The sequence below is a fragment of the Paenibacillus sp. FSL P4-0113 genome (assembly GCF_038009305.1).
In the GTDB taxonomy this organism is placed as follows: Bacteria; Bacillota; Bacilli; order Paenibacillales; family Paenibacillaceae; genus Paenibacillus; species Paenibacillus polymyxa_D.
In genome coordinates this window covers 5,469,630-5,486,278 of the sequence record NZ_JBBPAZ010000001.1, presented here as the reverse complement: position 1 = coordinate 5,486,278, position 16,649 = coordinate 5,469,630, and the positions used below count along the sequence as shown (strand labels likewise).

Annotated in this window: 16 protein-coding genes; 2 read left to right on the top strand and 14 right to left on the bottom strand. The window is 43.9% G+C overall.

Features of this window, described 5'->3' with window-relative positions; translation table 11 throughout:
- Position 1: 1 nt before the first annotated feature.
- From MKX46_RS24120 to MKX46_RS24095, 6 genes are all read right to left on the bottom strand, one after another.
- The gene (locus MKX46_RS24120) at positions 2–1,201 is read right to left on the bottom strand and encodes a saccharopine dehydrogenase family protein (RefSeq protein ID WP_016819676.1); all 1,200 of its coding nucleotides are present in this window, start codon (positions 1,199–1,201) and stop codon (positions 2–4) included.
- A gap of 314 nt (positions 1,202–1,515) precedes the next feature.
- A complete protein-coding gene (locus MKX46_RS24115) occupies positions 1,516–1,785 on the bottom strand; it encodes a bacteriocin immunity protein (RefSeq protein ID WP_069012172.1) in 270 nt (89 codons plus the stop codon).
- Positions 1,786–1,942: 157 nt separating this feature from the next.
- Positions 1,943–3,823 (bottom strand): molecular chaperone HtpG, encoded by a 1,881-nt coding sequence (gene htpG, locus MKX46_RS24110; RefSeq protein WP_069012173.1) that lies wholly within the window; start codon positions 3,821–3,823, stop codon positions 1,943–1,945.
- Between the two features lie 180 nt (positions 3,824–4,003).
- Positions 4,004–4,627 carry an SMI1/KNR4 family protein gene (locus MKX46_RS24105; RefSeq protein ID WP_069012174.1) on the bottom strand — a complete coding sequence of 208 codons (624 nt, stop codon included), beginning with the start codon at positions 4,625–4,627 and terminating at the stop codon, positions 4,004–4,006.
- 154 nt (positions 4,628–4,781) lie between these two features.
- Positions 4,782–6,095: a PQQ-binding-like beta-propeller repeat protein gene (locus tag MKX46_RS24100; RefSeq protein ID WP_029516660.1), complete on the bottom strand. Its 1,314-nt coding sequence runs from the start codon at positions 6,093–6,095 to the stop codon at positions 4,782–4,784.
- 50 nt (positions 6,096–6,145) lie between these two features.
- On the bottom strand, positions 6,146–6,619 hold the full coding sequence (locus MKX46_RS24095) for a DUF7716 domain-containing protein (protein WP_069012175.1): 474 nt from the start codon (positions 6,617–6,619) through the stop codon (positions 6,146–6,148).
- Between the two features lie 133 nt (positions 6,620–6,752).
- Here MKX46_RS24095 and MKX46_RS24090 point away from each other — a divergent pair, with 133 nt between their 5' ends.
- Positions 6,753–7,883, top strand: a complete 1,131-nt coding sequence (locus tag MKX46_RS24090; RefSeq protein ID WP_069012176.1) for a phosphodiester glycosidase family protein — start codon at positions 6,753–6,755, stop codon at positions 7,881–7,883.
- Positions 7,884–8,014: 131 nt separating this feature from the next.
- On the opposite strand, the gene MKX46_RS24085 is transcribed toward MKX46_RS24090, so the two are convergent.
- The 3 genes from MKX46_RS24085 to MKX46_RS24075 all read right to left on the bottom strand — a co-directional run bounded on the left by MKX46_RS24085 (position 8,015) and on the right by MKX46_RS24075 (position 9,112).
- Complete coding sequence (locus MKX46_RS24085; RefSeq protein WP_245231559.1) at positions 8,015–8,461, bottom strand: DUF6386 family protein; 447 nt, start codon at positions 8,459–8,461, stop codon at positions 8,015–8,017.
- A 224-nt stretch (positions 8,462–8,685) separates the two neighbouring features.
- Positions 8,686–8,784 (bottom strand): hypothetical protein, encoded by a 99-nt coding sequence (locus tag MKX46_RS24080; protein WP_014599622.1) that lies wholly within the window; start codon positions 8,782–8,784, stop codon positions 8,686–8,688.
- Between the two features lie 100 nt (positions 8,785–8,884).
- Positions 8,885–9,112, bottom strand: coding sequence for a hypothetical protein (locus MKX46_RS24075; RefSeq protein ID WP_256026102.1), 228 nt, complete (start codon positions 9,110–9,112; stop codon positions 8,885–8,887).
- A 391-nt stretch (positions 9,113–9,503) separates the two neighbouring features.
- Here MKX46_RS24075 and MKX46_RS24070 point away from each other — a divergent pair, with 391 nt between their 5' ends.
- The gene (locus tag MKX46_RS24070) at positions 9,504–9,842 is read left to right on the top strand and encodes a helix-turn-helix domain-containing protein (RefSeq protein ID WP_029516656.1); all 339 of its coding nucleotides are present in this window, start codon (positions 9,504–9,506) and stop codon (positions 9,840–9,842) included.
- A gap of 204 nt (positions 9,843–10,046) precedes the next feature.
- Here MKX46_RS24070 and MKX46_RS25660 read toward each other — a convergent pair whose 3' ends face one another.
- From MKX46_RS25660 to MKX46_RS24050, 5 genes are all read right to left on the bottom strand, one after another.
- Positions 10,047–10,532 carry a DUF1036 domain-containing protein gene (locus tag MKX46_RS25660; RefSeq protein ID WP_029516655.1) on the bottom strand — a complete coding sequence of 162 codons (486 nt, stop codon included), beginning with the start codon at positions 10,530–10,532 and terminating at the stop codon, positions 10,047–10,049.
- A 302-nt stretch (positions 10,533–10,834) separates the two neighbouring features.
- A complete protein-coding gene (locus tag MKX46_RS24065; protein WP_069012179.1) occupies positions 10,835–11,974 on the bottom strand; it encodes a 5-methyltetrahydropteroyltriglutamate--homocysteine S-methyltransferase in 1,140 nt (379 codons plus the stop codon).
- Positions 11,975–12,097: 123 nt separating this feature from the next.
- Positions 12,098–13,000 carry a LysR family transcriptional regulator gene (locus MKX46_RS24060; protein ID WP_029516653.1) on the bottom strand — a complete coding sequence of 301 codons (903 nt, stop codon included), beginning with the start codon at positions 12,998–13,000 and terminating at the stop codon, positions 12,098–12,100.
- Between the two features lie 135 nt (positions 13,001–13,135).
- On the bottom strand, positions 13,136–14,545 hold the full coding sequence (locus tag MKX46_RS24055; protein ID WP_069012180.1) for a glycoside hydrolase family 1 protein: 1,410 nt from the start codon (positions 14,543–14,545) through the stop codon (positions 13,136–13,138).
- A 74-nt stretch (positions 14,546–14,619) separates the two neighbouring features.
- Positions 14,620–16,500 (bottom strand): beta-glucoside-specific PTS transporter subunit IIABC, encoded by a 1,881-nt coding sequence (locus tag MKX46_RS24050; RefSeq protein WP_069012181.1) that lies wholly within the window; start codon positions 16,498–16,500, stop codon positions 14,620–14,622.
- Positions 16,501–16,649 lie beyond the last annotated feature (149 nt).

Genomic DNA, 16,649 nt, shown 5'->3' with positions numbered 1-16,649 from the left:
CTCAATCAAGCAACGTTGGCGTAAAGTTCTCTTGCCATGGCAATCCGTGTTTATTTAGGGCTTCCATAAATGGATCTGGATCAAATTCCTCAACGTTGTAAACGCCTGGTTTTTTCCAGAGACCTTTGATGATAAGCATTGCGCCGATCATGGCAGGAACACCAGTTGTGTAAGAAATGGCTTGGGAGCCAACCTCTGCATAACATTCCTCATGATCACAAACATTGTAAACATAATAGGTTTTCGGCTTTCCATCTTTCACGCCTTGGATGATGCAACCAATGTTCGTTTTGCCTTTTGTTCTTGGACCCAGAGAAGCCGGATCTGGCAAAATAGCCTTCAGGAATTGCAGTGGAATGATTTGTTGTCCTTCGTAATCAATAGGCTCGATCGAAGTCATGCCTACGTTTTGAAGTACATTCAAATGATTCAGATAATTGTCCGAGAACGTCATCCAGAAGCGGATTTTTTTCACGCCTTTAATATTCACTGCAAGAGATTCCAGTTCTTCATGGTACAAAAGATATATATTTTTCGGTCCAATTTCAGGAAGGTCGTATACCTTTTTCTCAGAAAGTGGCTCAGTTTCAATCCATTCTCCGTTTTCAAAGTAACGGCCCTTCGCCGTAATTTCACGAATATTGATTTCCGGATTAAAATTAGTTGCAAAAGGATATCCGTGGTCCCCTGCATTCGCATCCACAATATCAATCGTATGAATTTCATCAAAGTAGTGCTTTTGAGCATAAGCCGTAAATACTCCAGTCACGCCTGGATCAAAACCGCTGCCCAGCAGAGCTGTAATTCCTGCTTTTTCGAATCTTTCTTTGTAGGCCCATTGCCAGCTGTATTCAAACTTCGGCGTATCCGGCGGTTCATAGTTCGCCGTATCAACGTAATGAACACCTGTCTCAAGGCAAGCATCCATTATCGTCAAATCCTGATAAGGGAGAGCCACATTGATAACTACATCCGGTTGAAAGCTTCGAATCAAGTCAATGACCATGTCGGTGTTGTCAGCATCAAGCTGAGCCGTTTGAATCTTCGTACGACCTCCACCCAGCTTCTCTTTAAGCGCATCGCATTTCTCAACAGTTCTGCTTGCGATACAAATTTCTTCAAATACATCTGGGTTTTGGCAACATTTATGCACCACAACGCTGGCCACGCCACCGGCGCCAATAATCAATGCTTTTCCCAAAATAAATAACCTCCTTATTCCATACGCTAATCGCTAATCATTCTTGCAAACAAAATGATTATAAAGACATCCCACCAAATAATCAAGAAAAACGATAATTTGCTGTGTCAAAATTCACAGGAGCATGTCACAAAAACTTTACAAAACCCAAAATTAGGCATAAAACTCCGTAAAGTGAACAGAAAACAACTATTACCCCATACACCCCAGGGAAGTCAGCACACGTTTAACGGAAGTTTTTTTGAATATAATGCTCATAGCCCTAAAGAATTAATACTATCTTATTTCTAAACAAAAGACCACCCCTCCACATCCTATGGAGAAGATTCATGGGGTGGTAAAATGATGGGCTGATAGCGTAATGCCTCATCTACGATCTCTGCCGCACTCAAATCACGATCATCCCAGTAGATCAAATTACTGATCCCCGGATGGGGCGTATTTTGCTTCACTATGGTCAGCATACTGTCGATTTCCTCTTCTGTTCCCTCATCTCTGATGATTTTTTCCACTAACTCTATAAGCTCACTTCGTTCTAAACGGTCTAAATTTTGGAGTTCCTGGTTGGCTTGATCCAGACTCATATAATTGCCCTCCTTTGTATTGAGTATGATCGGCAATGTGTGGGCCCATCCCTTCTTCTGTAAGCGCTATATGATCTATCATGAAGCTTTAGGAAACGTTTATGATAAATAAAGCCGCTCCCAGTACGGGAACGGCTCTATATAGTAATAAAACTTGTTAAACCATGATTTTGCAAATATCGTTCGTGAATTCAACTGGATCTTGCAGTGGCAAGCCTTCGATCAGCAAAGCCTGATTATACAGTAATGCCGTATAGAGGTTTACTTTCTCCTTATCCTCGGCAAAAGCTTCTTTCAAAGAATTGAACACGGCATGGTTTATATTGATTTCCAGCACTTTATTCGCTTTGACATCAGCGTTATTAGGCATGGCGTTCAAGATTTTTTCCATCTCAATCGTCACCTCGCCGTCTGCGGACAGACATACCGGATGTGTCTTCAAGCGCTTAGAGGCTTTAACACTGGATACCTTGCCTTCCAGCAAGCCCTTCATGTACTCGAACAGCTCTTTGTTGTCGTTTTGTTCTGCTTCTGTTTCTTTCTCAGTTTCGTCAGGCTCAATGCCCAGATCGCCGCTTGATACAGATTTGAATTCTTTCTCTTTGTAGCTTAAGAGCATTTTAATAGCGAACTCATCAATATCATCAGTGAAGTACAGAATTTCGTAGCCTTTGTCAGCCACCATTTCGGTTTGCGGCAGTTTTTCAATACGCTCGTTGGACTCGCCGGAAGCATAATAGATATACTTTTGATCTTCTGGCATACGTGATACGTATTCGTCCAAAGTAACCTGCTTTTTCTCTGTAGAAGAGTAGAACATGAGCAGATCCTGCAGAGTTTCTTTATGTCTGCCGTAATCGTTGTAGACACCAAATTTCAATTGTCTGCCAAATGATTTGTAGAATTGATCATATTTCTCCCGGTCATTTTTGAGCAAGGTCAGCAATTGGCCTTTGATTTTGCTTTCGATATTTTTGGCAATCAGCTTCAGCTGACGGTCATGCTGCAGCATTTCTCTGGAAATGTTGAGTGACAAGCTTTCGGAGTCAACCATACCTTTGACAAAGCTAAAATAATCCGGCAGCAGATCAGGGGATTTTTCCATAATCAGCACACCGTTGGCATACAACTCCAGCCCTTTTTCATATTCCTTGGAGTAGAAATCAAACGGGATATTCTCAGGAATAAACAGAATAGCTTGGTACACTACCGCGCCGTCCGCGCTGACATGGATATGCTGGAGCGGCTTGTCGTAGCCATAGCGTTTTTCCGCATAGAAATTTTGATAATCCTCGTCGGTCAGCTCGCTTTTGTTTTTTCTCCAGATCGGAACCATGCTGTTGATACGCTGTTCTTCCTCGTAATCCTCAAACTCGTTGTCGCTTCCCTCTTTCAACCGCTTGCCTGTAATATCCATTTTAATCGGATAGCGGATAAAGTCGGAGTATTTTTTAATCAGTGCTTTTAAACGATACTCGTCCAAATATTCGTCGTAGGACTCATCTTCGGTGTTTGCTTTGATTTTCAGAACAATCTCGGTTCCGACCTCGTCCTTCTCAGCTGCCTCAATGGTATACCCGTCCGCACCTGTGGATTCCCATTTATATGCAGTATCGCTTCCCAAAGCCTTGGTAGTCACTGTAACCACATCTGCTACCATGAAAGCTGAATAGAAGCCGACGCCGAATTGACCGATGATGTCATGACCATCCTTGGATTCATTTTCATTTTTGAATGCCAGTGAGCCGCTTTTAGCAATAACACCCAGGTTATTTTCTAGTTCTTCCTTAGTCATACCAATCCCGGTATCACGCAGGGTTAGCGTTCTATTATCCTTATTGGCAGTTACTTTGATATAATAATTTTCTTTGTCAAAGACCAGTTGATCATCCGTCAATGCTTTATAATAAATTTTGTCAATCGCATCACTTGCATTGGAGATCAGCTCTCTTAGAAAAATTTCCTTTTGCGTGTAAATCGAGTTAATCATCATTTCGAGCAGACGCTTGGACTCAGCCTGAAACTGTTTTTTCTCCATTCGGATATCTCCTTTCAGATGTAAACCTATGTAAGGCCAGCAGATATGAGCTATGCAAACGATTCTACTTTGTTAGCACTCCCATCTTTCGAGTGCTAGCCTACCTTTTTTATAACATTCCTCATTTTTTATGTCAATATCTCGGTTGGCTGAGCAGTAAAATTACATTTTAGGAAATCGCTAGTGTCTAATGTGTTTAAACATCACGTTAAACATTTCGACAGAGGAGGGAAACAGCCCTTGTACATGGGGAAGCAGATTACTCCTGATCCGCAGCTCATCCTCATCCAAATGCTGTAGGTCCTCATGAAAGAACCAAACAATAGGATAATCGCCGTCCTTATGTCTGCTACCTACATTTAAACAAACGGGACCTTGGTCGTCCTCTGCTATTGCAAAAGGAATGTAGCCTGCTGACAGCAGAGGTGACCATTGATCGATCAAATCATAAAATGCCTTTAAGCCTTGACCTACAGGCAGACGCGGGAACTCAACAAACGTACAATCGCTCCAGTATACTCCCGGAATGGATTCATTATCGAATTGTAAAGATACATAATGGTAGGACATGATAAAACTCCTTAGCAGAGGCGGCAGCTCAAAATGGTATTTTTCCTCCATCTCCCGAATTTCCTGTTCAGTAATCTGTGAAGGGAGAGGCTTCCACTTGATCCATCCCTCCTCGTCGACATTCCCATCACGCATTTCAATCGGTACATTTTCTTCCACATCCATAAAAAAGGCTTCATCCATCTGTGCAAATAGTTCCTTCATAGATGTACGAATATCCGCTTTCTTGTCCATGTCCTCACACCTCTTTCCTCTCTATTCGCATTTTGCATCATGGGTTTATGCCAAATGCTCTCTATATGAAAATAGCATTGTATTCATGTGTTACTGCACTTTTAAGTTCAGCTTATCAGAACTTGCTTTTATCACCATTTGCGGAATATTAGTATTACCAGCGCAACGGCTCATAGTTACGCCAGATCATCCAACGTTCTGTCTCGTGAATTAGAGCGGTGCCAATGCTATATTCGTCCTTCGTGCTGCTCTGCAAATCAATCAAATGAAGCATACCACCATACGTTCCAACCGCCAACATGCCTTCATCGGGTGTAACTGCCAGCCCGGATATCGTACTGCCGACAAAATAGCGCCAAAGTTCACGCCCCTCCCTGTCAATCAGACGGAGATAACCGTAGGCATCACCCAAAATAGATCCTTGCGTCAGTGCTGTTGCAGCGTATACTCGCATTTCTTCATTTATCATCGGCCACTCTTCCTTATTCTGAGCAAGACCCTGATCCACCTCAGCAATCGACACTTGAATGGTGGCGCCGTTGTAGAAATGACAGGCATTGTACCAGACATTCAAATCATCTTTGGAAAATACAGCATAATGCGGATAACTAGAATTTGGCTCCAATGTATGCACCGTCTTATCGGACAGATCCATAAGCATATGCTCACTCATCTGGCTACCGTAAGCGATCCAGCGTCCATCCCTCGACACAGCTCCATGGGCCATATCCACAATCGTGTCTTCCAGCTCTAGTTCTCTTCGTTCAGACGTCTTGGGATGGATCAAATCCACCTGATCACCAGCCAACAAATAAACGCCGTAACCGCATACCAGCAGAACTCGCTGTCCATCGCCAAACGGAATCACTTCATCTAATATATCCTCTGGATGCTCTTCATCTCCCAAGCACTCCAAATCAGGAATGGATGCTTTTAAGCGTCCTTGTATATCCTTCCACTGAAAATGTGCTGTCTCTTCTCCTTGCAGATTTAAGTCCGGTTGACGAACAATACGAATCCCCTGTCCATCCACCAACGCAAAATAAGTCCCGTCTGGCGAACAGCCTACTCGATGCAGTCCGGGGATTTGCAAGATTCTATCTTTTCCCGCCACATAGATCATTCCACATTCCCGAGGATTGCCCGCATGTAGAATGACTTCATTGCCTCCATTCATAAAGGCTATCGGCCTAACGGCTTGCAAAGCCTCCTCAAACGCTGCTGTAAGCGGCCAGGATGCAGCCGGAATTTCCCGACGTAACTGCTCTGTTTCCTCTGCCTGATTTGCGTCCTGAATCATACGAAAAATATCTTCGGCCAGTTTGGAGCGTTCGTCTTGCTTTGGCTCTGGCTGCTCTTGCTGCCACTGACTTTCCATACCGATTCTGACAAATTCATTCACATCTGCAGCATACCTTTTTCCTTCCTGTCGCCACTTTGCTGCCATTTCATGATCCAACCAACTCATTCGCTTCCCCCATCCAGTGTATGTATGCCCCGTTCGATCTACAGGCTTGTTCATTCTGCTAGGTGGTTTCTCACCTTTGTCAGCACAGACCACAGGTCTGTCACTGCCTTCACCTCTTCATAGTCCAGATAGGCATCGTGCTTGTCATAGTATTTTACCGCTATAATCACCATCTGAAGCGTCACTGGCTGTCCAGCAGCCTTAAGGACTTCCACAATACTTTCGAAGGTCGCCAACTCAAACCAGGTTTGAACCTGACGATCTGGCACCCACTTGGGAATAGACTCGTCATGTTCGTTGGTTACGGCTGTACCCTCCTCTGCACATTCCTCTAGCCAATGCTCATCCCAATAATAAATCGGTGTGTGAACAGGGTCCTGATCCAATTGATCTACATTCACATATAACCAGTTATTATGCAGTTGCCCCACGCTATGCACCAATTCCTGCAATCCTTCAAACACACGATAAGACGGGCGCTCTCTGCGACGGTAATCCTCAAGTCTCGTCTCATACCTGCTCATCCCCAGCCACCCCGCTTCCTATATCAGTTAAACACTCAACATTCGTATAACATACATTTACAACTCACAAAATCCGATATAACTACAAGCACCTCGTAAAGTGTCAAGACTACATAAGGAGATTGATCTATTCATGAAAAGAATCACCGCACTTGTTATCCTGTCCTTGCTATTACTTGTAACCCCGATCTACGCTGCTGCCCCAGCACCTATGCTGGTCTATGTGGATCAAAGTAACCACTCCTTCATCCCGCTCCGTCTCCTGAACAGCTATGAAGGGATCACACTCAACATGACTGCCGCGGACAAAAAAATAGAAATCGCGCAAGGCAATACCCGGATCACATTATTCACCGGACAATCTACCGCCAAAGTGAATGACCAGACGGTCCGTTTGCAAAACGCTCCTTTTACCGATAATGGTTCGACCTATGTACCCTTGCAGTTCGTCAGCCAATATCTAAACCTGCAAGTCTCATGGCAAAAGGAAACCTCAGCTGTACGCATTAAGCAGGGTACAACGTCCGTCACGCTTCCGGTACTTACTGGTAAGCTACCCGGAAATACTCCCCCCATTACAACGGCTCATAAAAGCTTCAAGGTCGGGTCTCGTACCTTTTCCGCTAAGGTGGTCACCATCTCTATGCTCCATCCCAAGGTAAGCCTAGACGTGGCTCTAGCAGGCGATACCATTGGTAAAGTGGAAGACTTAAGCAGTCTCGCTAAACGTAATCAAGCGGTTGTAGCCATAAACGGTACATTCTTTGATGCCTATACCAAAAGCTCCTACAAAACGCCTTACGGCTACCTGGTCAGCCATGGAAAGATGTTGAAAAAGAGCTCCGGCGACCAACGGACGGTCTTCACCTACGATGCTAACCATTTATCCGAGCTGGTGTCAGGTTCTGCCTTTGAACAACGCTTAAGTCAAGGCAGCGTCGAAGGTGCTCTTCAAGCTGGACCTCGTCTGGTTACGAACGGTCAGGTTTCCCTAAATGTCAAAGCCGAAGGCTTCAAGGACCCTAAAATATTAACAGGCGGCGGCGCCCGCAGCGCACTCGGAATGAGTCGGGATCATAAGCTGATCCTCCTGACCACAAGCGGAGCGACCATTCCGCAGCTCGCCCAAATGATGAAGCAGGCCGGCGCTTATCAGGCCATGAATCTGGACGGCGGTGCTTCCAGCGGGCTGTATTACAACGGCTCCTATCTCACCACACCCGGCCGCCAAATCAGCAATGCCATTATTGTAAAGTATCAATAGACGGATTAAGGGCTGTCTTCACGGATCTGTAAGCCGTGGGGATAGCCTTTTTCCATTTCCTCTAGCTTCGGTTGTTCCTGCTTCCACCTGTTCAAGCGGCATGTATGGCCGTCACGTATTGATCCTGCAATCTACAATCGAATCAGATCTGTAAAGCTATTGCTGCCTTCGCTTCCTTTTTTTATAGAAAGGTAAATACGGTTGTCTTCTCTGCTTGCCATGCATTCATAAAGTCCCGGTTGCAAAGAAAGGAACATCCCTCCCCATACACACTCAGGCTCCAGCCCACCACTTGTGGCTTCCTCCCCTGCTCCAATAAATAGGTTGCCTGAGGGAACCTTCAAAAACAGCCGCACAGCAGGCTTGTCGATATGATCTGTCATCACAACCTCATACGTTCCGTCCGCTCCCAGATTCAAAAAAGCAACATTTCCTTTGTTCAACTCGCCCAGCTCGTCCTCTTCAATGGACCACCAATCCGGCTCATCGTTCAAGCGATGCTTCAGAGCTTGCGTATCAAATAGGCAAAGAGTCGCCGTATCTGTTGTAAATTGAAATGGATTGCTTGCCGTATTCATCATGCGACCCTCCTAATTTCCGTCAGCGAATTTCCGTTTTTTCACGTCTTCCGCTATCCGTATTGCTATATACTAGAGGGAATATCTCCCTGTATGTAAAGTATAACAATGCTTGCAGGGCCAGACAACATACTAGAGCTACCATCCATTTTGCATAAAAAGCCCTCCCTCACGATGTCGCGAAAGAAGGCCGATTTGTGGATTTAAGCAATACTAATCTGCTGTTAGATCAGAAAAGACTTAGTAATAATTACCAACAAAATGAACAATACCAAAATTGCACCTGTGGATGTCCATGCTCCACCGTAACCTACTTCACCCATGTCTGAATCCCTCCTTGCGTTAAAGCATACTCTTATCTTATGAAGAAAAGCGGATACCGACAGGGCGGATTGGCAAGTTTATTTGCCATGGAGGGCCCTCTCAGAAAATGGACTGATACGTCTCGGACGGATCGCTGATCACTCGGGATGACAACTGGCAGAGAATGTCGTCCGTTCTTCGCAGTAGCCTGCTCACATCCTTTCGCTTCATCTTTTGAAGGAGCGGAGTTTCTAACTGGGCTGAAAGAAATTGAGTGGTGCCTATAAATACGACAACATCCAATCCCGGGCTGGTATCAGTATGTAATAAGTGCAGCAGATCCGTCATGGACAGGAATCCCGGAGGGAAAAGGCTGTTGGTTTCTTTCATATATAGTGCTTTTAACATAGAGGTCAAAGCCCAGTCACATAGGATAATGCAGCATTGGACTTGATTGTGCTTGTACAGGATTTGGGCTAGTTTCATGTGGTATTGTGATAGAGTTTGAAAATCAGTTATTGAATGATGTAGGTGTTGTGAGGATCTGGACGATTGTGTGGGACTTGGAATACAGGTAGAAAGAGCTTCTTTCATATCTATTCCTCCAGAGAATTTCAATATTTGTCTTATTATACTCCAAAATAATACTTATAGATATTATTATTATTTATTATATTCATTATTCAATGTTTTCGTTTGGATATCTTGTCTACACTTTTAGAATAGTGAGGTGTAGACGATGGAAGATAAAGAAGTTCTTAAATTAGTGGGTGCCAGAATACGTGCTTTGCGAAAAGAAAAAGGATTGTCTCAGGAGTCGCTTGGGGAAAAAGGTGGATTCCATTTTTCATACATAGGGCAGATTGAGCGTGGAGAAAAAAACGTATCTTTAATAAATATAGCTAAAATTGCTAATGCACTGGATGTTAATTTGATTCAGCTTTTTGCTTATGTAAATGAGGATATTAAGGTTACAAAACATGAAACTGATATACAAGAAATCGTAAAAATACTCCAAAAATCGAGTCCAGAGAAAGTACGCTTGGCGAGGAATGTGATACGGGAGATTACAAAATAAAAGGATTTTTTAGCAAAAATAAAGGAGCCACCTTTAGTTAACAAGGCAGTTCCTATTGCACTATTGTTTTACGTAAGTTCAATACCCTATCGAACATTAAAATAACATATATATATCCAGTATTATCTTAATTTCAAGTTTCTTATATAAAAGCGCGAACCGAATCGAATACGAAATTGCAAAGGATTTCCCGCCATTATGAAATTATTGGCTTCTAGGTAGTTTCTTGCGGTCATTCAATTTAAATTTTCTTTTTACCCTTTTTGTGGGCAATACCATACGAACATTTTTTAGCTTCGCTTTTCTTTGAGCACTATTTGTAATAAGGTTGACTGTGAAGTTCACGAAACCGCGTTGGATGTTAAGTGTTTTAAAACCAACTCTTCTGCAATTATTGCATAGATTACCATTAATATTCCAGATCCAACATCCACTGAAGTTATAATTAGGAACATGTATGGGGAAACTACCTGACCACACAAGATTTCTTGATACGCTCTCAGCGTAATAATATATTGTTCTATCCCCTACGTTGCCAGTAACAACTTCCCTCGTTTGACCAGGCGCCAAACGGTACCAGGTAGACAATATACCAGTTTGTCCCACAAAGACAAACCCACACCTACTCGCGTGATAGAAAATGGCTACCTGTACGGTAGAATTGGTGCTGTTTCGAAAATAAAGACTCATTTTTTTGTCACTCCCTCTTAATACCATTCTACAATCCATTGTATGCAAGAGTTGTAAATAGGAAGTGGACAAACATAAAAGAGTCTTAGCCTTTTTTAGGATACTCAGAGATTATGCTTTTTTAGAGTTTCCCGCCATCAGTTTGGCGAAACCATATGACCATGTTGTTAATGTTATAGAATTCAATCAAAAGAAAACCCCCACCTAATCTTGTAAAGATCAAAAAACACGTCCATATATGACGTGTTTTTCAATAAAATATTTTTAACTAATAGAACCTTTTAAATATCCTAAACCAAACCTTACTTCCAAATCTCGTCCGCAATCTCTTTAATGAAAGCAAGCTTTTTCCACTGCTGCTCTTCTGTCAGAATATTGCCCTCTTCTGTCGAAGCAAAGCCGCATTGTGGGCTGAGGCAGATGTGGTTGATGTCGACGAATTGAGTCGCTTCCTTAATGCGATTAATGACCGTCTGCTTGTCTTCCAGTTCACCCGTTTTGGAGGAAACGAGACCCAGTACGACCTGCTTTTGATCTTTCAGATGCTTAAGCGGTGTGAAATCGCCTGCACGGTCGGTATCGAATTCGAGATAGTAGCCGTCGATGTTGTCGATGCCGAACAGGGTTTCGGCTACAGGCTCATAGCCGCCAGAAGATGCCCAGGTGGAATGGTAGTTACCACGGCATACGTGGGTCGTAACGACCAAATCGGCTGGAAGATCCTTCACCGTTTCCTGATTCACGCGAGCGAATAGCTTTTTGGTATCTTCCACATTCTCACCCGCATGCTGTCTAGCTTCCCAATAGTTTTTATCACAGAGCATACCCCATGTGCAATCATCCAGTTGCAAGCTGCGGCAACCCTCATTGTACAACGCTTGAATCACGGATTTGTAGGCTTTGGCGATATCCGTCACCAGTTCATCCAGATTGCTGTAATACGTATCGGTTGTTTCTTTATTCTCTCCGCGCAATAGCTCGGCCAGGAACTGTGCAGGTGCCGGGATCGTTTGGCGTGCGATCGCATCCTCACCTGCTACTTGCTTCAGGAATTTGAAATCTTCAATGAAAGGATGACGGGAATGTCCGATTTTACCGGACAAGCGTGCGGTTTCCGCTCTTGTTTCCACACCTTGGAATTGGTAGCCGTTCGAAAGCTGTACCTTTTCCACACCGTCCAGACCCCACATAAAATCAAGATGCCACCAAGAGCGTCTGAATTCACCGTCCGTCACGGCTTGAAGTCCTACGGATTTTTGCTTTTCCACTAGCTTGATAATTTCGTTATCTTCAATTTGTTTCAGCTCGTCCGCAGAGATTTCATTATTTTGAAATTGAATTCTGGCGTCTTTAATCGCTTGCGGGCGCAAAAAGCTGCCGACCATATCATGTCTAAAAGGGGTCACTTTACGTTGGGATGCATTATCAAGGATGCTGCTCATTAGGGTTATCTCCTTTTTCGCTTCTATAGTGAAGTTCTTGTAAGAAAGATAACATACATTTTCAGTTATAAGGTAACTCCAATAAACTATAGCTAGTTATAGCCTAGGGCTATACCCAACTTTTTATTCCCCTATCGCCTCATGCAGCGCTTCTACATAGACAGTGGCCAGCTTGGAGAGCGCAGCATTTTTATGGCAAATCCATCCCACATTAATAGACTCATCACATTCCAGAGGGACGGAAATAATGTCGTTACCGTTCAGATCGGCACTGATCACTCCGGTAGAAATGGTATAGCCGTTCAACCCAATGAGCAGATTAAAAAGGGTCGCCCGGTCATGGACGCGAATGCTTTTGGGATGCGATAACGTACTGAGAATCTCCTCGGAAAAGTGAAAGGAATTGTACTCCCCTTGCTCAAAGGACAAATACGGATACGGATAAAGCTGGTCAATGGTCACGATGGACTGTTGGGATAGCGGATTATTGGCACTGATAAAAATATGTGGCTTGGCCGTAAACAGGCTGTTGAATTGTAGATTCGCATCTTTTAGCAGCTTGTTAATGACCTTGGCGTTAAATTCGTTCAGATACAGGATTCCGATCTCACTGCGCAGGCTTTTGACATCCTGTATGATTTCATGGGTTTTGGTCTCTCGCAAAGCCAATTCATACTCTTCTTGACCATATTGATTCACCAGATTCACAAATGCATTTACGGCAAAAGCGTAATGCTGCGTGGACACAGCAAAATGCTGTGGTGTAGGCTTGGCATCCAGATAGCGACTTTCCAGCAGCTCCGCCTGCTCAACGACCTGACGTGCATAACCGAGGAATTCCACGCCTTCCTTGGACAAAGAAATCCCCTTATTGGTACGCTCAAAAATGGTGATATGAATTTCTTCCTCCAGATCACGAATCGCGTTCGACAGACTGGGCTGGGAAATGAACAACCGCTTTGCCGCCTCATTCATGGAACCGCGATTGGCAACCTCAATGACATATTTTAATTGTTGTAGGGTCAATGCATGATGTCCTTTCCGTTTGTGTTTCTTCTATTATATAATACATGCCCATGCTCCTGAAAAAGGGAATTTAAAAATACCCCCTCAAAATGGTAACATCCATTTCAAGGAGGTGCTTTTTCACGGCGGCTTTAATTAACGAATTTCACCGTTTGTGGAGATCAGCTTTTGATACCAATAAAAGCTTTGTTTACGAATACGACGCAGATCCTTGAGATCAAACTCCTCACGATCCACATAGATAAACCCGTAACGCTTGCTGGAGCCTTGATGGGTACTCACCAGATCAATTGCAGACCACGGACAGAAGCCGAATACGTCTACACCATCTGTAATAGCAAATTGAATCTGCTCAATATGTTTCTTGAAAAAGTCAATACGATAAGGGTCATTCACTACATCCCCTTCTTCCAGCTTGTCAAAAGCGCCCAAGCCGTTCTCTGTCACGATCAAAGGCAAGTGGTAGCGAGAATAAATTTGGCGTAACGTGGATCTAAAACCGACCGGATCAATCTCCCAACCAAACTCCGTCGTTTGCAGATTGGGGTTAACGGAACCTCGATATGCTCCGGGTTCACCCACAATTTCATGCTGATCTCCTGTATGTGAAAAATCATTCCCGTCATCTAAACTTTCTCCTACGGTTTGAGAGGTATAATAATTAAATGCGATAAAGTCCGGGTTCCCCTTCGCTAATATATTCATATCCCCTTCTTCAATGACAGGCTCATAGCCTTTCTCGACCAAATAGCTCCAGGCAATATGGTTGTATCGGCCAAACACAGCCATATCCAGATAGAGCCAGTTGCGAATGGCTGCATAGTTGTCCGCCGCCAGCGTATCTTCAGGCTTGGAACTGGCTGGATAAATGACCCCAATATTCGGTGCTGGTCCAATTTTCGCATCAGGCAGCATCTCGTGGCACAATACCATGGCTTTCGCCTGGGCTACTAACATATGATGATTTTGTTGGTACAGTACCTTTTGCGGATTTTCCAGACTTGCATCTAATGTGCCAATAGAACCGGGATGGAGAATCAGCATGTTCTGCTCATTAATGGTTAACCAATATTTCACCCTGTCTCCAAAGTTCTCAAACAATGTTTTGGCATACTGTTCGAAGGCATCAATCGTCTCCCTCTTCGACCAACCGCCTTGTTGTTCAAGAGCATAAGGCAGATCAAAATGATACATAGTAACAATCGGTTCAATGCCATACTTAATGAGTTCGTCAATCAATGAGCTGTAAAACGCAATTCCCTTCTCATTGACTTCACCGGCGCCTTGCGGATAGATGCGTGTCCAAGCAATCGAGAAGCGGTACGCCTTAAAGCCCATTTCAGCCATCAGAGCTACGTCTTCTTTGAACATATGGTAATGATCACTGGTTACCTTAAAATCAGTGACTCCTTCGACGTGATTAGCCATGTCAATGACAGAGGGGCCTTTTCCATCTTCGTCCCATGCACCCTCTACTTGATAAGCAGAAGTTGAACCACCCCAGAAAAAATTTTCAGGAAATGCCTTCAATTGATTATGTTTCATGCTATAGTCCCTCCAGTTATCGTTATATCCTTCTGAATTTGCAATTCATGAATGTGATGATAGGCTTTCCTGTATCACAGAACCAACGTTAGCAATACTTCATTTTTTTGAATTTGCTCCTGATTTGTCTCAAACACATCCACTTTATTTTTTGTAAGCGTGACGATGACAGGGGTCACGATTTCGTATCCTGCTTCTATAATCTGCTCCCTATCAAATTGGATTAACAAGTCCCCTTGTTTTACGATATCTCCTTCTTGAACGACTGGATTAAAATGCTTCCCTTTCAGCGCAACGGTATTAATTCCAATATGAATTAATATCTCCGTACCCGCCTTTGAAGTCAAGCCGATGGCGTGTCCTGTGGGAAACAGCGAGGTTACAACTCCATCTATAGGCGCTACGACCTCACCGACAGACGGCTCAATGGCTAAGCCTTTTCCCATCGCCCCTGTAGAAAATGCCGAATCATTCACTTGGCTCAATGGTATAGCCTTGCCTGTGATCGGGCTGTAGATCGTTTCTTTCTTGATGTCAACAGCCTTCGTTGCTGTAACAACAGGTTCTGGTTCTGCTGTTTTCACGGATTCAACTGTTTCCGGGGTCTCCTCCTTCACCTTGCTTTCATACCCAAAAATAAGGGTTAGTGCGGTTGCTGCCGCGAATGAGCAGGCAATGGCAATCACGTATAGCAAGGTTGGCGTATACACTGGAATCGCAAAAATGTTGTGAAACACATACGCCGTCATTTTCACTCCAAAATGTCCATTGATGGCACCGCCTAGAGCACCTGCGATAATGACAATCGGAATGACACGTTTATAGCGAAGCACCAGACCATACACAATCGGCTCTGTCACACCAGCCAGCAATCCTGTAATACTCGTGGAACCGGCAAGAGTTCTAAGTGTTTTATCTTTTCTCGCCTTCAGGAAGATACCAAATGCGACCCCAATTTGAGCAAATACAGCTGCTGCAGCCATCGCCTCAATCGGATCACCGCCAACACCGATATTTTGAATCGTGATCGGAGTAAAACCCCAGTGAAGTCCGAAGACGACCATAAAGGTCATAAAACCGCCAAGAACAATCCCTGACAAAATGCCACTTACACCGATTAACCATGTCACACCTGAAGAAATCCAATCTCCTACCCCTGTACCGAAAGGTCCAAAAGCCATCGCAGATAGCGGAACCATAATCATTAAAGCCAGCATCGGAACTAAAAATAGCTGTAAATCCTTAAGAATGATCTTCTTCAAAAACTTATCTACCAACGCATAGATGCTAATGGATATAAAAATCGGGAAAACACTGGCGGAGTAGTTCATCATGACCACCGGTATTCCTAAAAACGATACATCAGTGCCTTTGTCCATCAGCCCCGTAAAGTTGGGTTCCATGAGAGCCGCACCGATCACACCAGCTACATAAGGATTCGCCTTCAGCTTTATACCAAGCGTAATCCCCAGCAAAATAGGCAAGAAGTAAAACACAGCATTCCCTGCAGCAGACAGGATCATATAAGTATCACTTGTTGCAGACATCCATCCTAGCAAGGTCAAAACCGTCAGGAGTGCTTTTATCATTCCCGAGCCCGCCATCGCCGGAATTAACGGGGAGAAACTACCGGAAATGACTTCAAAGATTGTGGATATGACCGATGTTTTTTTACCACTGGATTCACTGGCTGCAGGGGAATTCGATCCAAAATCCCTGTTTTTCATGATCTCTGCATATACATAGGCAACATGGCTGCCAATAACAACTTGGAATTGTCCTCCGCTTTCAACAACGGTAATGATTCCCTCATGCTTCTCAAGCGCTTCTCTTTCGGCTTTTCGTGAATCCTTCAGGTCAAATCGGAGTCGTGTAGCACAATGGACAAGTCCATTGATATTTTCTTCTCCTCCAACGAGACATACGATGTCTTCGCCCATTTTCTTATGGTCCATGTTCATTCTCCTCTTGGGCAGATTGCCTGGAAACAAAAAAATACCTAAACGAAAGGCCTGCATGATCAAAGAAAATGATCACTGCCATTCATTTAGGTATCGCCTGCTTAACCAGTAACAATCCTTATATTTAAGTTGTGAGCCTACTA

Bases quoted from the DNA above. Each gene is read 5' to 3' on its own strand.
- MKX46_RS24115 (WP_069012172.1), bottom strand. From the start codon at position 1,785: ATGAGTCTGGATCAAGCCAACCAGGAACTCCAAAATTTAGACCGTTTA.
- htpG (WP_069012173.1), bottom strand. From the start codon at position 3,823: ATGGAGAAAAAACAGTTTCAGGCTGAGTCCAAGCGTCTGCTCGAAATG.
- MKX46_RS24105 (WP_069012174.1), bottom strand. From the start codon at position 4,627: ATGGACAAGAAAGCGGATATTCGTACATCTATGAAGGAACTATTTGCA.
- MKX46_RS24100 (WP_029516660.1), bottom strand. From the start codon at position 6,095: ATGAGTTGGTTGGATCATGAAATGGCAGCAAAGTGGCGACAGGAAGGA.
- MKX46_RS24095 (WP_069012175.1), bottom strand. From the start codon at position 6,619: ATGAGCAGGTATGAGACGAGACTTGAGGATTACCGTCGCAGAGAGCGC.
- MKX46_RS24090 (WP_069012176.1), top strand. From the start codon at position 6,753: ATGAAAAGAATCACCGCACTTGTTATCCTGTCCTTGCTATTACTTGTA.
- MKX46_RS24085 (WP_245231559.1), bottom strand. From the start codon at position 8,461: ATGAATACGGCAAGCAATCCATTTCAATTTACAACAGATACGGCGACT.
- MKX46_RS24080 (WP_014599622.1), bottom strand. From the start codon at position 8,784: ATGGGTGAAGTAGGTTACGGTGGAGCATGGACATCCACAGGTGCAATT.
- MKX46_RS24075 (WP_256026102.1), bottom strand. From the start codon at position 9,112: ATGACGGATCTGCTGCACTTATTACATACTGATACCAGCCCGGGATTG.
- MKX46_RS24070 (WP_029516656.1), top strand. From the start codon at position 9,504: ATGGAAGATAAAGAAGTTCTTAAATTAGTGGGTGCCAGAATACGTGCT.
- MKX46_RS25660 (WP_029516655.1), bottom strand. From the start codon at position 10,532: ATGAGTCTTTATTTTCGAAACAGCACCAATTCTACCGTACAGGTAGCC.
- MKX46_RS24065 (WP_069012179.1), bottom strand. From the start codon at position 11,974: ATGAGCAGCATCCTTGATAATGCATCCCAACGTAAAGTGACCCCTTTT.
- MKX46_RS24055 (WP_069012180.1), bottom strand. From the start codon at position 14,545: ATGAAACATAATCAATTGAAGGCATTTCCTGAAAATTTTTTCTGGGGT.
- MKX46_RS24050 (WP_069012181.1), bottom strand. From the start codon at position 16,500: ATGGACCATAAGAAAATGGGCGAAGACATCGTATGTCTCGTTGGAGGA.